The sequence below is a fragment of the Kribbella sp. NPDC104218 genome, assembly GCF_055584105.1.
In genome coordinates this window covers 1,118,570-1,132,730 of sequence record NZ_JBVJMQ010000003.1, presented here as the reverse complement: position 1 = coordinate 1,132,730, position 14,161 = coordinate 1,118,570, and the positions used below count along the sequence as shown (strand labels likewise).

General features: G+C 70.9%; 11 protein-coding genes and 1 pseudogene. 2 read left to right on the top strand and 10 right to left on the bottom strand.

What is annotated here, in order from left to right:
- Nucleotides 1-65: 65 nt before the first annotated feature.
- The 7 genes and pseudogenes from ACZ6ZD_RS29975 to tkt form a co-directional block, all read right to left on the bottom strand.
- A pseudogene (locus ACZ6ZD_RS29975) lies at nucleotides 66-680 on the bottom strand (GTP-binding protein); the annotation flags it as partial.
- Nucleotides 681-871: 191 nt separating this feature from the next.
- On the bottom strand, nucleotides 872-1,633 hold the full coding sequence (gene pgl / locus ACZ6ZD_RS29970) for a 6-phosphogluconolactonase (protein ID WP_465677265.1): 762 nt from the start codon (nucleotides 1,631-1,633) through the stop codon (nucleotides 872-874).
- A complete protein-coding gene (locus ACZ6ZD_RS29965; protein WP_465677264.1) occupies nucleotides 1,630-2,787 on the bottom strand; it encodes a glucose-6-phosphate dehydrogenase assembly protein OpcA in 1,158 nt (385 codons plus the stop codon). The genes pgl and ACZ6ZD_RS29965 overlap by 4 nt, the downstream gene beginning before the upstream one ends.
- A complete protein-coding gene (gene zwf, locus ACZ6ZD_RS29960; protein WP_465677263.1) occupies nucleotides 2,784-4,334 on the bottom strand; it encodes a glucose-6-phosphate dehydrogenase in 1,551 nt (516 codons plus the stop codon). Before zwf ends, ACZ6ZD_RS29965 begins: the two co-directional genes overlap by 4 nt.
- A gap of 22 nt (nucleotides 4,335-4,356) precedes the next feature.
- The gene (locus tag ACZ6ZD_RS29955) at nucleotides 4,357-5,934 is read right to left on the bottom strand and encodes a glucose-6-phosphate isomerase (protein WP_465677262.1); all 1,578 of its coding nucleotides are present in this window, start codon (nucleotides 5,932-5,934) and stop codon (nucleotides 4,357-4,359) included.
- Complete coding sequence (gene tal / locus ACZ6ZD_RS29950; RefSeq protein WP_465677261.1) at nucleotides 5,931-7,040, bottom strand: transaldolase; 1,110 nt, start codon at nucleotides 7,038-7,040, stop codon at nucleotides 5,931-5,933. The genes ACZ6ZD_RS29955 and tal overlap by 4 nt, the downstream gene beginning before the upstream one ends.
- 39 nt (nucleotides 7,041-7,079) lie before the next feature.
- Nucleotides 7,080-9,248 (bottom strand): transketolase, encoded by a 2,169-nt coding sequence (gene tkt, locus ACZ6ZD_RS29945; protein ID WP_465677260.1) that lies wholly within the window; start codon nucleotides 9,246-9,248, stop codon nucleotides 7,080-7,082.
- Nucleotides 9,249-9,500: 252 nt separating this feature from the next.
- On the opposite strand from tkt, the gene ACZ6ZD_RS29940 reads away from it, so the two are divergent.
- Both ACZ6ZD_RS29940 and ACZ6ZD_RS29935 read left to right on the top strand, forming a co-directional pair.
- The gene (locus ACZ6ZD_RS29940) at nucleotides 9,501-10,430 is read left to right on the top strand and encodes a heme o synthase (protein WP_465677486.1); all 930 of its coding nucleotides are present in this window, start codon (nucleotides 9,501-9,503) and stop codon (nucleotides 10,428-10,430) included.
- 212 nt (nucleotides 10,431-10,642) lie between these two features.
- Nucleotides 10,643-11,644, top strand: coding sequence for a ScyD/ScyE family protein (locus ACZ6ZD_RS29935; protein ID WP_465677259.1), 1,002 nt, complete (start codon nucleotides 10,643-10,645; stop codon nucleotides 11,642-11,644).
- Here ACZ6ZD_RS29935 and ACZ6ZD_RS29930 read toward each other — a convergent pair.
- From ACZ6ZD_RS29930 to ACZ6ZD_RS29920, 3 genes are read right to left on the bottom strand one after another with little or no spacing between them, the layout of a single operon-like run.
- Nucleotides 11,637-12,563: a COX15/CtaA family protein gene (locus tag ACZ6ZD_RS29930; RefSeq protein ID WP_465677485.1), complete on the bottom strand. Its 927-nt coding sequence runs from the start codon at nucleotides 12,561-12,563 to the stop codon at nucleotides 11,637-11,639. The two genes, ACZ6ZD_RS29935 and ACZ6ZD_RS29930, sit on opposite strands and share 8 nt — an antisense overlap.
- A 19-nt stretch (nucleotides 12,564-12,582) precedes the next feature.
- Nucleotides 12,583-13,380 carry an ABC transporter permease gene (locus ACZ6ZD_RS29925; protein ID WP_465677258.1) on the bottom strand — a complete coding sequence of 266 codons (798 nt, stop codon included), beginning with the start codon at nucleotides 13,378-13,380 and terminating at the stop codon, nucleotides 12,583-12,585.
- A complete protein-coding gene (locus tag ACZ6ZD_RS29920; protein ID WP_465677257.1) occupies nucleotides 13,377-14,102 on the bottom strand; it encodes an ABC transporter ATP-binding protein in 726 nt (241 codons plus the stop codon). The genes ACZ6ZD_RS29925 and ACZ6ZD_RS29920 overlap by 4 nt, the downstream gene beginning before the upstream one ends.
- Nucleotides 14,103-14,161 lie beyond the last annotated feature (59 nt).

The window sequence follows — 14,161 nt, the reverse complement described above, 5'->3', positions numbered from 1 at the left end:
CGGCGCGGCGCCAGCTGCCGTAACGCCTCGTGCAGCTCGTCGATCCCGGCACCCGACCGCGCGGAACCGCGGACCACCGGCCAGACCCGCGCCCGGCGCGCCTGCTCCCAACCGAGCTCGATCAGCTCAGCCGGAGCCGGTGGCGCACCGGCCAGCCACCGCTGCAACGTCCGGTCGTCCAGATCGGCGACCACTTCGAGCAGGTCGGACGCCGGGTCGAGTAACTGCATCCCGGTCCGAGCGTGCAGGGTCGCGACCGCCCGCGCCGGATCGGTGTCCGGGCGGTCGGTCTTGTTCAGGAAGACGATGGTCGGGATGCCGAGCCGCCGCAGCGCGCGGCCGAGGACGACGGTCTGCGGCTGCACGCCTTCGACGGCCGACACGACCAGGATCGCGACATCGAGGACGAGCAGCGAGCGCTCCACCTCGGCGATGAAATCCGGGTGGCCGGGGGTGTCGAGGACATTGACCTGGACGTCGTCCAGCTGGAAGGACGCGACCGCCGCGCGGACGGTGATCCCGCGCCGGCGCTCGACGTCCATCGTGTCGGTCGCGGTCGTCCCGGCGTCGACACTGCCGAGCCGGGCGCGGGCGCCACCGGCGTACAGCAGGCGTTCGGTGAGGGTGGTCTTACCGGCGTCGACGTGGGCAACGACGCCAATGGTGATCGGCAGAGCCATCGAGAGTGATCCTTGAGCAGCGTGGGGCCGTGATCGCTGGTGGCGCACCCGATCGCCACCGGGTCGGCTGACCGGTGGGCTCACTCAAGGAATGCACGCTGCTCAAGCTGTACGACGCATGCGGGTAACCCTACCTACGCGAAAGCCGCCCGTCGCCCGATTATTCGGCGATGGACGGCTTCGGCGAACGGCTACTGGATCTGCGCGGCGGCGTCCTCGTCGAGGAGCCACAGCGTGCGGTTGCGCCCCTTCGGCCCGGACGCCGGCAGCGTGCTGCTCTCCGTCAGCGCGTCGGCGACCGCCTCGGCCTTGTCCGAGCCGGACACGACGAACCAGACCTCGCGGGACCGGTTCAGCGCCGGGAAGGTCAGCGAGACCCGGGTCGGCGGCGGCTTGGGGGAGTCGTGCACCGCGACCGCGCTCACCTCGGTGACCTCGAGCTGCGGGAAGCCCGGGAACAGCGAGGCCACATGCCCGTCCGGCCCGACGCCCAGCATCAGGACGTCGAAGGCCGGGACCGCGCGGCCCTTGTCGTCGCTCAGCGCCGAGAGCGTCGCGGCCAGCTCGGTCGCGTACGCCTCGGCCGCCACCTCGGCGGTCTGCCCGGTGTCGGCCGGGATCGGGTGCACCCGGGCCGGGTCGACGTCCACCTGGGACAGCAGCGCGTCCCGCGCCTGGGTCTCGTTCCGCTCGGGGTCACCGGGCGGCAGGAACCGCTCGTCACCCCACCAGAACTCGACCCGCCGCCAGTCGATCGTCCGGCTGGCCGGCGACTCCGCGACCGCGCGGTAGACGGCCGCGGCGACGCGACCGCCGGTGAGCACCACCTGCGCGACCCGGCCGTTGCTCTGGGCATCGACCAGCGCCGTCACGAAGCGGGCCGCGACCGCATGCGCCAGCCCGCTCGCGTCGCGGTGGATGAGCAGCTCCGGATCGACCACGCGATCCGTCATGACCGGCCCGCCACGCGCTTGGCCGGGCTCTTCTTGGCCGGCGCCTTCTTCGCGACGGCCTTCTTGGCGCTGGTCTTCTTCGCCGGGGCCTTCTTGGCAGTCTTCCGCACCGGGCGCTTGTCCGCCTTGGCCTCCAGCTCCTCGGACGCCGCCTTACCGCTCACGGCAGCGGCCTTCGCGGCGGCCTTCGCGACCGCGGCCTGCGTCGACCGCCGGTCCTCGGCACGTACCTTCTTCGCGTCGGCCGGCAGCTTGTCCCGCTCGACCATGCAGGCGAGCGTCTTCGCGTACACATCGTCCGGATCGAGGCGCCGCAGCTCCTCGCTCAGCAGCTCGGACGTCGTCCGCCGCTTGAGCGCGACCGGGCGATCCGGGGCGCCGGGAATCGTGAACGTGGCGACCGCGCCGTCCGGCCGGGTCAGCGCGATCGCGCCGGCCGGGGTGAACATCCGGACCGCGGTGATCCCGGGGCCCTTCGAGGTCTTGTGCTCGACCGGGACGCCGAGGCGGCACTGCAGCCACGCGGCCATCAGATCCGCACTCGGGTTGCCCTTGGCCGACACGACCTCGGCGGCCAGCACCTTGGTCGGGTACTGGTCCAGCGCGGCGGCCATCAGCGCGCGCCACGGCGTCAGCCGCGTCCACGCGAAGTCGGTGTCACCCGGCGCGTAGCCCTCGGCGCGCGCGTTGAAGTCGATGGTCGCTCGCCGACCCTGCGCGGCGTCGGTCACCCGGCGACGCGCCAGCCGGCCCAGCGGGTCCTCGGCCGGAACCTTCGGGCCGCCACCCGGCCACCAGACGATGACGGGGGAGTCCGGCAGCAGGAGCGGCGTGATGACCGACTCCGGCACCGAGGCGAGCTCACCGTGCAGCCGGAGCAGCACGGCCTCACCCGGAATGCCTTCCCCGACGCGGACCTCGGCGTCCAGCCCGGAGGCGCCGCGGCCGGGCCGCAGGATCGCGACCAGGACCCGGGACGGGTGCTCGCGCCCGGCCTCGTTGGCCGCCTTCATCGCGTCGTGGTGCGACGCCTCGTCGACGACGACCACGATCGTGCCGACCATGCCCATCGCCGGCGAACCCGCGCTGCGGCGGGCCTTCAGCAGCGCCGACGCGATCCCGCTCGACGTCGTGTCGGTGAGGTCGATGATCATGGCCGCCTCCAGGCGCGTCCGTCGCGGGCGAGCATCTCGTGCGCGGAGTCCGGGCCCCAGTCACCCGAGGCGTACTGCTCGGGCTTGCCGTGCTCGGCCCAGTAGTTGATCACCGGGTCGAGGATCTTCCAGCCCAGCTCGACCTCGGTGTGCTGCGGGAACAGCGGCGGGTCGCCGAGCAGGACGTCCAGGATCAGCCGCTCGTAGGCCTCCGGCGACGACTCGGTGAACGAGCCGCCGTACTGGAAGTCCATGTTCACGTCGCGGATCTCCATCGACGTGCCCGGGACCTTCGCGCCGAACCGCATCGTGATGCCCTCGTCGGGCTGGATCCGCAGGACCAGGGCGTTCTGGCCCAGCTCCTCGGTCTCGGTCTTGGTGAACGGCAGGTGCGGGGCGCGCTTGAACATCACCGCGACCTCGGTCACCCGCCGGCCCAGGCGCTTCCCGGTCCGCAGGTAGAACGGGACGCCGGCCCAGCGCCGGGTGTCGACGTCCACCCGCATCGCGGCGAACGTCTCGGTGGCCGAGTGGTCCGGGATGCCGTCCTCTTGCAGGTAGCCCTTGACCTTCGTGCCGCCCGCCCAGCCGGCGGCGTACTGACCGCGGGCGGTGTGCAGGTCGAGGCGCTCGGGCAGCTTGACCGCGGCGAGCACCTTCTTCTTCTCCTGGCGCAGCGACCAGGCGTCGAAGCTGACCGGCTCCTCCATCGCGACCAGCGCGAGCAGCTGGAGCAGGTGGTTCTGGATGACGTCGCGGGCCGCGCCGATCCCGTCGTAGTACCCGGCCCGGCCGCCGATGCCGATGTCCTCGGCCATCGTGATCTGGACGTGGTCGACGTAGTGGCTGTTCCAGACCGGCTCGAACATCGCGTTCGCGAACCGGAGCGCCAGCATGTTCTGGACGGTTTCCTTGCCCAGGTAGTGGTCGATCCGGAAGACCGCCTCGGGCGGGAAGACCGACTCGACCACCTGGTTCAGCTCACGAGCGCTCTGCAGGTTGTGACCGAACGGCTTCTCGATGACGACCCGCCGCCACGAGCCCGGCTTCTCCTCGGTCAGGCCGTGCTCGGACAGCTGCTGCACGACCTGCGGGAACAGACCCGGCGGGATGGACAGGTAGAACGCGTGGTTCCCGCCCGTCCCGCGGCTGACGTCCAGCTCGTCCACCGTCTCGCGCAGCCGCTTGAACGCCTCGTCGTCGGTCAGATCGCCGGGCACGAACCGGAAGCCCTCGGCCAGCTGCTGCCAGACCTCCTCGCGGAACGGCGTCCGCGCGTGCTCCTTGACCGAGTCGTGCACGATCTGCGCGAAGTCCTGGTTGGTGAAGTCGCGCCGGGCGAAGCCGACCAGGGCGAAACCCGGGGGCAGCAGCCCCCGGTTCGCCAGGTCGTAGACCGCCGGCATCAGCTTCTTGCGCGCCAGGTCGCCGGTGACGCCGAAGATCACCAGGCTGCACGGTCCCGCGATCCGCGGGAGCCGCCGGTCCTGGGGATCCCGCAGCGGGTTCACCGGGCCGACCGGCCCGTCGTCGAGCTCAGCGGTCATCAGCCGCTTCCTCCTGAGTTGCTTACTTGGTGAACAGTGAAAGAAGTTGCCGGACGCCGCTCGCCGGGTCGGTCAGGTGCAGTCGCAGCACCGGCCGGCCGCGCTCGGCGAGCACGTTCGCGTCGCCGGCCGCCTGGGCCGAGATCAACGTACCGAAGGTGAACGGGCGATCCGGGATCTCCACGTCCGCCGGGTGTGCCGCGGTGATCTGGAGGAACACGCCCTCCGGGTGCCCGCCCTTGTGGTACTGGCCGGTCGAGTGCAGGAACCGCGGCCCCCAGCCGAAGGTGACCGGACGGCCGGTCTTCGTGGCGATCGCGGGCCGGACGCCGATCAGGTCGGCGTCCCGCTCGGAGTCCAGGTAGGCCATCACCGCGACGTACCCGACCTCGTCGAGCTGACCGAGCAGCGCGTCGACCGCGCCCTGGAGGGTGTCGACGCCGTCCAGCAGGCCCGCGGAACCGCGAACCTCGACGACGCCGTCGGTGAAGGCGGCCGCCTCCGGCTCGGGCTGCGCGTCGAGCAGGCCGCGAGCAGCCTTCTTCGCGCTCTCGACATCCGGCTGGTCGAACGGGTCGATGCCCAGCAGGTAGCCGGCCACCGCCGTCGCAACCTCCCAGAGCAGGAACTGCCCGCCGAGCGAGCCCGACGTCAGCGCCGTTGGGACGCCGCTGGTCGGCTTGGCCGCGAGCAGGGCGTTGGTCAGGTCGGCCGCCTCGCTGGTGAGCTCGGGCGCGCCGACCTCGACGGCGACCGGCAGGACGCCGGTGCCGAGCTTGCCGGTGCTCTCGGCGATCAGCTGCTCGGCCCAGTCCGGGAAGCCGACGATGTCGGAGCCGTCGGCCGTGATGATCGCCTTGTCGCGACCCTCGGACGCCGCCAGCACCGCACCCAGCCACAGGGCCGGGTTGTCGGTCGAGTCGGCCTGCAGGGCCGGGGCCGCCTCGGCGGCCTGCTCCAGCAGCTCGGCGATGTCCGCGCCGGCCAGGCCGGACGGCACCAGGCCGAACGCCGTCAGCGCGCTGTAGCGGCCGCCGACGTTCGGATCCGCGAGGAACGTCTTGCGGTAGCCCTCGTCGGCCGACAGCTTCTCGAACGGCGAACCCGGGTCGGTCACGACCACGATCCGCGACGCGGCGTCGATGCCGGCGTCCGTGAACGCCTTGACGAACGTCCGCCGGTGGCTGTCGGTCTCGACCGTGCCGCCGGACTTGCTGGAGACGACGACGACCGTCTTCGACAGGTCGCCGGACAGCGCCCGCGCGACGACGCTCGGGTCGGTCGAGTCCAGCACGACGAGGTCGACACCCGCCGTCCGGGTGATCACCTCGGGGGCGAGCGACGAGCCGCCCATCCCGGACAGGACGACGCGGTCGATCCCCTCGGCGCGCAGCGCGGCCTGCAGGGCCTCGATCTCGACCAGCAGCGGCCGCGAGGTCTCGTGCAGGTCCACCCAGCCGAGCCGGATCGAGGCCTCGGCCTCGGCGTCCGGGCCCCAGATCGTCGCGTCCTTGGCGGCGATCCGGGAGGCGATCTTCTCCTCGACGAGCTTGTTGACGACCTCGGTCCAGTCGCCGTTGTGGGTCGTTACGTTCGTCACTTGGCCGCACCCTTCAGGGCCGCGGTGACGGTGTCCTGCAGCTCGGACCAGGAGGCGTCGAACTTCGCGACGCCCTCGTCCTCGAGCAGCTGGACGACCTCGTCGTAGGAGATCCCCAGCTTCTCCAGGTCGGCGATCACCTTGCGGTCCGCGTCGTAGTCGCCGCGGACGGTGTCGCCGGTCACCTCGGAGTGCTCCTCGACGGCCTTGATCGTTGCCTCGGGCATCGTGTTGACGACACCGGCGGTGACCAGCTGGTCGACGTACAGAGTGGGGGAGTACGACGGGTCCTTGACGCCGGTCGAGGCCCACAGCGGGCGCTGCGGCTTCGCGCCGGCGGTCTCGATCTCGCGCCAGCGGTCACTGGCGAAGATCTCCTCGTACGCCTCGAAGGCGAGCCGCGCGTTGGCCACGGCGGCCTTGCCCTTGAGGGCCAGCGCCTCGTCGGTGCCGATGGCAACCAGGCGCTTGTCGATCTCGGTGTCCACCCGGCTGACGAAGAACGATGCCACGCTGGCCAGCTTGGTCACGTCGTGACCGTTCTCGATCGCCTGCTCGAGGCCGCTGAGGAACGCGTCCACGACCGCCTTGTAGCGCTCCAGCGAGAAGATCAGCGTCACGTTCACGCTGATCCCGGCGGCCAGCGTCGCGGTGATCGCGGGCAGGCCCTCCTTGGTCGCGGGGATCTTGATGAACACGTTCTCCCGGCCGACGATCTCCCACAGCTCCTTGGCCTGGTCGATCGTCTTCTGGGTCTCCCGGGCGAAACCAGGCTCGACCTCGATCGAGACCCGGCCGTCCTGGCCGTCGGTGTCGTCGTAGACCGGCTTGAACAGGTCGGCGGCGTCGCGGACGTCGTCGGTGGTGATCACCCGGATCGCCTCGTCGGTCGAGACGCCCTCGGTGGCCAGCCGGCCGACCACCCCGGCGTACGCGTTCGCGTCCGAGATGGCCTTGGCGAAGATGGTCGGGTTCGTCGTCACGCCGACGACGTGCTTGTCCTCGATCAGCGCGCGCAGGCTACCGCTGGCGAGCCGCTGCCGGGACAGGTCGTCGAGCCAGATGGAGACACCCGCGTCGGCGAGTGCTTTCAAGCGATCGTTCATAGCTCCGATGCCTTCTTCCGAATCTTCTGTTGTGCGGTGTCAGTGGGCGTCGGCCGGGCCGACCGGTCCGGACGCCGCGCGCTTCGGGGGGACGCCGGGACCGGAGATACCGGCCGCCGCCGCGATGCTGTCCTTGGCCGCCTGGACGACGGCGGCCGTGGTGACGCCGAACTCGTCGTACAGCTTCTGGTAGTCGGCCGAGGCGCCGTAGTGCTCGATGCTGACCGTGCGGCCGGCGTCGCCGACGACGCCGTGCCAGCTCTGGGCGATCCCGGCCTCGACCGAGACCCGGGCCCGCACCTCGGCCGGAATGACGGACTCGCGGTAGGCGTCGTCCTGCTCGTCGAACCACTCGCGGGAGACCAGCGACACGACACGGGCCTGGATGCCCTCGGCGGCCAGCTGCGCGCGGGCCTCGACGGCGAGCTGCAGCTCCGAGCCGGTGCCGATCAGGACGACGTCCGGCGTGCCCTCGGTGTCGAGCAGGGTGTAGCCGCCCTTGCGGACGTTCTCCGTGGTGGCGTAGCCGTCCGTGCCACGCGGGAAGGTCGGCACGTTCTGCCGGGTGAGCGCGAGGGCCGCCGGGCGGTCGGTGTGCTCGAGGATGGCCTCCCAGGCGGCGGCCGTCTCGTTGGCGTCACCCGGGCGGACGACGTCCAGGCCCGGGATCGCGCGCAGCGCCGACAGGTGCTCGATCGGCTGGTGCGTCGGGCCGTCCTCGCCGAGGCCGATCGAGTCGTGCGTCCAGACGTAGGTGACCGGGAGCTTCATCAGCGCGGCCAGCCGGACCGACGGGCGCATGTAGTCGGAGAAGACCAGGAACGTGCCGCCGTACGGGCGGGTGCCGCCGTGCTGGGCGATGCCGTTCAGGATGGCGCCCATCCCGTGCTCGCGGATGCCGAAGTGCAGCACGCGGCCGTACTCGTCGCCCTGGAAGGACGCCGTCGAGCGCTCCGCCGGGATGAACGACGGCTGACCCTTCGGGGTCGTGTTGTTCGAGCCGGCCAGGTCGGCCGAGCCGCCCCACAGCTCCGGCAGCTCCGGCGCGATCGCGCTCAGCACGTCACCGGACGCCGCACGCGTGGCGACGCCCTTCGCGCTCGCCTCCCAGCTCGGCAGGGCCTTCGCCCAGCCGTCGGGGAGCGTACGGGTCGCGAGCCGGTCGAACAGGGCCGCGGCCTCGGGCTGCGCGGCGCGCCACTTCTCGAAGTCGGCCGTCCAGGCGTCCTGCAGGGCCTGGCCGCGCTGGACCGCCTCGCGGGTGTGCGCGATGACGTCGTCCGCGACCTGGAAGTCCTGCTCCGGGTCCCAGCCGAGGACCTCCTTGGTGGCCTTCACCTCGTCGGCGCCGAGCGCCGAGCCGTGGATCTTGCCGGTGTTCTGCTTGCCGGGCGAGGGCCAGCCGATGATCGTGTGCAGCCGGATGAAGCTCGGCTTGTCGGTGACCGCCTTGGCCGCCTCGATGGCGTCGTACAGGGCCTGGACGCTCTCCTCGTAGCCCGTGCCGCCGTTGGTCCAGTCGACGTCCTGGACGTGCCAGCCGTACGCCGCGTAGCGGGCGTTCACGTCCTCGGAGAAGGCGATGTCGGTGTCGTCCTCGATGGAGATCTTGTTCGCGTCGTAGATCACCGTCAGGTTGCCGAGCTGCTGGTGACCGGCCAGCGAGGAGGCCTCGGCCGAGACGCCCTCCTCGAGGTCGCCGTCGGAGGCGATCACGTAGACGTGGTGGTCGAACAGGCTCTCGCCCTGGGCGGTGTCGCGGTCGAACAGGCCGCGCTCGCGGCGGGCGGCCATCGCCATCCCGACCGCGTTGCCGACGCCCTGGCCGAGCGGGCCGGTCGTCGTCTCGACGCCGGGGGTGTGCCGGTACTCCGGGTGGCCCGGGGTCTTGCTGCCCCAGGTGCGCAGGGCCTTCAGGTCGTCCAGCTCGAGGCCGAAGCCGGCCAGGTACAGCTGGATGTAGAGCGTCAGGCTGGAGTGACCGGCCGACAGCACGAAGCGGTCGCGGCCGGCCCAGTGCGGGTCGGCGGGGTTGTGCCGCATCACCTTCTGGAACAGCAGGTACGCCGCCGGCGCCAGGCTCATCGCCGTCCCGGGGTGGCCGTTGCCGACCTTCTCCACCGCGTCCATCGCGAGGACCCGCACGGTGTCGACCGCGCGCTTGTCGAGGTCGGTCCATTCAAGCTTGGGGCTGGTCTTCTCCGTCACGCCGGCGGCGCTCCTCTCGATGGCTGTCAAACCACGTGCTGGTTCTCGGTCAGGAGCCTACTCGCCACCACGTTTCGGACGTCTCACAGATCAGCAACCCGCACGTGAACGCCGTTGTTCCCGGACTCACCCCCGGGGGGTGGTCAAGACCTCCTACTCCGCGTCGTAGACTGTCGAACCGTCAGCGCCGGAACCGGCGTCAACCCCATCGAGTTCGAGGTGTTCGTGACGGCCGTCGACCCGCGTCCAGCGATGACGTCGTACCCGGCGCCGCAGCCCGACGCCCCCACCGTGGTGTCCGTGCGCGACGTGGTGAAGGCGTACGTCGGTCTGACCAAGCCGCGCATCATCGAGCTGCTGCTGATCACCACCGTGCCGGTGATGTTCCTGGCCGCCGGGGGCGTCCCCGGGCTGGGCGTCGTCGCCGCCACGCTGATCGGCGGCATCCTCGCGTCCGGCAGCGCCAACACGATCAACTGCGTGCTGGACCGCGACATCGACGAGCAGATGCGCCGCACCCGCCGCCGGCCGCTCCCGCGGCACGCGGTCAGCCCGCGCTCCGCGACGATCTTCGGCATCGTCCTGGGCGTCCTGGCCACGATCGAGCTCGGCCTGTTCGTGAACTGGCTCTCCTCGGGCCTGGCCCTGGCCGCGAACCTGTTCTACGTCTTCGGCTACACCATGGTCCTGAAGCGCCGGACCGTGCAGAACATCGTCTGGGGCGGGATCGCCGGCTGTTTCCCGACCCTGATCGGCTGGACGGCCGTCACCAACGAGCTCGCCTGGACGCCGTTCGTCCTGTTCGGCGTCGTCTTCTTCTGGACGCCCCCGCACACCTGGGCCCTGGCCATGCGCTACCGCGAGGACTACGCCAGCGTCGACGTCCCGATGCTCCCCGTCGTAGCCACCCCCGTCCAGACCGCGCGCCAGATCTTCGTCTACTCGATCGTCATGGTCGCCACCTCCCTGGCCCTGTGGCCCGTCGCCGACACCGGCTACGTCTACCCCCTCGCGGCCGCCGTCCTCGGCGTCGTCTTCCTCCGCGAGTCCCGCAACCTCCTCCGCCGCGCCCACACCGGCGCCGAAGGCGCCGCCCTCCGCCCCATGCGCCTCTTCCACTTCTCCAACATCTACCTCGCCCTCCTCTTCATCGCAGCAGCCATCGACCCCCTCCTCCGCTAAAACCACACCGCCTCCGGGCGCGTGTGTGAGCGGGTGGGTGCGGAGGGTTGTGGGGGTGGAGGTCTTGACCTGTTCGCGGGGCGGGGTTGTGATGTTGGGGTCTGTGGAGGGGCTCCGCGTCTGGGGGGACACAGATCTCAGGGGGTAGTGACGTGGGCGCGCGAATACGCACGGCTCTGGTGGGTGTGCTGGGGCTGACGGGGAGTTTGCTGGTGGCAGGGCCGGCGGAGGCTGGTGGGGGACTGCGGCCGGTGGCTTCGGGGCTGGACGGTCCACGGGGTGTGGCGACGTACGGGCACAAGGTGATTTACGGCGTCACGGACGGGTCGGTGTGGGCTACTGACGGCCGCAAGAAGTGGAAGCTGGGGCAGGTGCCGGGTGGGTTCCCGCCGGCGGTGGACACGAACGTGTGGGGGACGACGTACGCGCTGACGGGCGCCGGGGGCGAGCCCGGGCAGCCGATTCCGCCGGGTGGGGCGACGTTGTTCAAGCTGCGGCCGGGGAAGACGCCGGTGGCGGTGGCGAATATCGCGAAGTACCAGGCGAAGGATCCGGACCCGTACAACTTGGGTGATCCGCCGACGGAGTCCAACCCGTACGGCGTGGCCGCGTTGAAGGATGGCACGGTGCTGGTGACCGATGCGGCCGGCAACGATCTGCTGCGGGTCTGGCCGAACGGGAAGATCCGGACGGTCGCCAGGCTCAAGCCACGGGTGGTGAAGGTGCCTGCCGGGCTCGGCGCGGGCGCTCCACCGGCCGGTACGCCGATGCCGAGCGAAGCGGTCGCGACCTCGGTGACCGTCGGCTCCGACGGCTACTGGTACGTCGGCGAACTGCGCGGCTTCCCCGCGACCAAAGGCACCTCGCAGATCTGGCGGATCAAGCCCGGTTCGCTCAACGCGGTCTGCGACCCGGCCAAGCCGTACAAGGGCAACTGCAAGCGGTACGCCGACGGCTACACGTCGATCGTCGACCTGGCCGGCGGCCCACACGGCAACCTCGCCGTCGCGCAGCTCGCCCGGGACAGCTGGCTGAAGTTCGAGCTGGGCGGCTCGCCGATCGGCTCGCTGATCGTGCAGGACAAGCACGGTCACCGCAAAGAGCTTGCCCGGGGCAAGCTCAACCTTCCGGGCGGCGTGGCCTACAACCGGTGGGGCGAGCTGTTCGTGTCGTCGCCGATGTTCGGCCCGGGAGCCGTGTACCGGGTCAGGTAGCCGGCGTCCCGCGTTCGGCGTACACGGCCGTGACGAGCGCGATCAGCAGGGCGGCGAAGAACATGTGAATGAGGACGAGCACCCAGGGCAGGTGGGTGAAGTACTGCGTGAAACCCACCACGCCCTGGAGTAGCTCGGCGGCCAGCAGCCAGGCCGCGAGTTTCCGCAACGTCCGGGACGTCGCGGTGACGCGGGTCGCGATCACGAGCGCGATCGTGATGCCGAGCAACCCGAACACGACGTCCGCGTGCAGCTGGCTGATCAGCTCTTCGTCGAGGCCGTTCCGGCCGGTCTCCGGGTCGCCCGAGTGCGGCCCGGCGCCGGTCACGAGGGTGCCGACGGCAACGGCCAGCCAGACCGCCACCACGGACGCCGTCGCCAGCGCGCGCACCACCGGAGGCGTGTGCGGATAGGGGCTCGTCCGCGATCGGCGCATCATCGAGACGGTCAGCGTGATGATGATCGGCGAGACCAGGAAGTGCGCCGACACGATCCACGGGTTCAGCCCGGTGAGAACACTCACACCGCCGATCACAGCCTGCAGCGGGACGCCGAGCGCCGCGGCCGTCGCCAGGCGACGCAGATCACGCCGGATCGGCCGGTACCGCATCACGGCCAGCCAGGTGCCGATCGCAACGATCGCGACCACGAACCCCAGCATCCGGTTCCCGAACTCGATCGCGCCGTGCATCCCCAGCTCCGGATGCGGCACGTACGACTCGTCCGTACACGACGGCCAGGTCGGGCAGCCCAGCCCCGACCCGGTCAGCCGGACCAGCCCACCGGTCACCACGATGCCGATGTTGACGATCACCGACGCCCAGCCCCAGCGCCGGACCGCATCCAGGCTCGGCTCAGGCACCAGACGCCAGAACCGGCCGACTGGTTCAGTCTCTTGAGGCGGGGTCTCCACGGTCATCACCGGCACACTCTAAAGCTCAGTCCCAACGGAAGGTTCGGGAGACCAGGTAACCGAGCACTCCGGCCCACAGGGCGAGCGAGAGCGCGGCGGCCCAGGGGACGATGCCGTCGACGGTCGAGTTCGACAGGCCGTTCGCGAGGGCGGCGCTCGGCAGCAGGCGGACGACGCCCTGCATGCCGGCCGGGTACTCGTCGACCGGTGTCATCACCGCGCCGCCGACGAGCAGCAGCAGGTAGATCAGGTTGGCCGCGGCCAGTGTCGCCTCGGCTCGCAGGACGCCGGCCATCAGCAGCCCGAGCGACGCGAACGCCGCCGTCCCGCACAGCACGGTCAGGATCACGCCGAACACGGCGGCAGCACCGCCGACCGGTTTCCAGCCCAGGGCGAAACCGGTCCCGATCAGCACCACCAGCTGGATCACCTGGACGGCGAGCACCGCCCCGATCTTCCCGGCGAGCAGACCGGTTCGCGACAGGGGAGAAGCGCCGAGCCGCTTGATCACGCCGTACCGGCGCTCGAAGCCGGTCGCGATCGCCAGCGAGGTGAACGACGACGACAGCACAGCGAGCGCGAGCACGCGCGGTACTGCCTCGTCGACCGGCCGGCCGTCGCCGAGCGGCAGCCGGTGACCGAGCCCGGTCGCCCCGAGCAGCAACAGCAGCCCGACCGGGATGACCAGCGCGAGCAGGAGTTGCTCGCCGTTGCGGATCAGCAGCCGGAACTCCATCCGGGTGTGCGCCAGAACCTTTCGCGACCAGGGCGCACTCCCCGGTTGCGGCGCATACGTCGTGGTCTCCGCGGTGGCGGCGCTCATCCCTGCTCCCTGGCCGGCGGCGCGGTGAGCGCCAGGTAGACGTCTTCGAGGGACTTCGTGCCCTGCTCGGTCAGTGTGTCCGGGGTGCCGGAGGCGATCAGCTTGCCGGCGGCCAGCACGTGGACGTGGTCGGACAGCTGCTCGGCCTCGTCCATCGCGTGCGTGGTCAGGACGACGGTGACGCCGTCGTCGCGCAGGTCGCGGATCAGCTGCCAGATCTCGCGGCGGCCGTGCGGGTCGAGGCCGGTGGTCGGCTCGTCCAGGAACGCGATCTCCGGCCGGCCGACGATGGCGAGCGCGAGCGACAGCCGCTGCTTCTGCCCGCCGGACAGCCGCCGGTACGGCGTCTTCCCGCAGGTCCCGAGGTCGAGCCGGTCGACGAGCGTCGCGACGTCCAGCGGATGCGAGTGCAGCGAGGCGACGTACCGGAGCATCTCCAGCGCGCGGACGCCGGACCACGCGCCGCCCTCCTGGAGCATCACGCCGATCCGCGGCATCAATTCGTCGTGGTCGGCGATCGGGTCCAGCCCGAGCACGCGCACGCTGCCGGAGTCCGGACGCCGGAACCCCTCGCAGCTCTCCACGGTCGTGGTCTTGCCGGCGCCGTTGGGGCCGAGCACGGACGTCACGGAGCCGCCGGTTACGGTGAGACTGAGCCCGTCGACCGCGGCTTTCTCGCCGTACCGCACGACGAGGTTGTCGATCTCCACCGCGACTGGCACAACCGCAGCATAGAGAACGCCTGAACGTGACCCTGCTCACGCCCCGGCCTTTTCCTTCG

Excerpts from the sequence above, each read along its gene's own strand:
- pgl (WP_465677265.1), bottom strand. The coding sequence starts at position 1,633 with ATGACGGATCGCGTGGTCGATCCGGAGCTGCTCATCCACCGCGACGCG.
- ACZ6ZD_RS29965 (WP_465677264.1), bottom strand. The coding sequence starts at position 2,787 with ATGATCATCGACCTCACCGACACGACGTCGAGCGGGATCGCGTCGGCG.
- zwf (WP_465677263.1), bottom strand. The coding sequence starts at position 4,334 with ATGACCGCTGAGCTCGACGACGGGCCGGTCGGCCCGGTGAACCCGCTG.
- tal (WP_465677261.1), bottom strand. The coding sequence starts at position 7,040 with ATGAACGATCGCTTGAAAGCACTCGCCGACGCGGGTGTCTCCATCTGG.
- ACZ6ZD_RS29940 (WP_465677486.1), top strand. The coding sequence starts at position 9,501 with ATGACGTCGTACCCGGCGCCGCAGCCCGACGCCCCCACCGTGGTGTCC.
- ACZ6ZD_RS29930 (WP_465677485.1), bottom strand. The coding sequence starts at position 12,563 with ATGACCGTGGAGACCCCGCCTCAAGAGACTGAACCAGTCGGCCGGTTC.
- ACZ6ZD_RS29925 (WP_465677258.1), bottom strand. The coding sequence starts at position 13,380 with ATGAGCGCCGCCACCGCGGAGACCACGACGTATGCGCCGCAACCGGGG.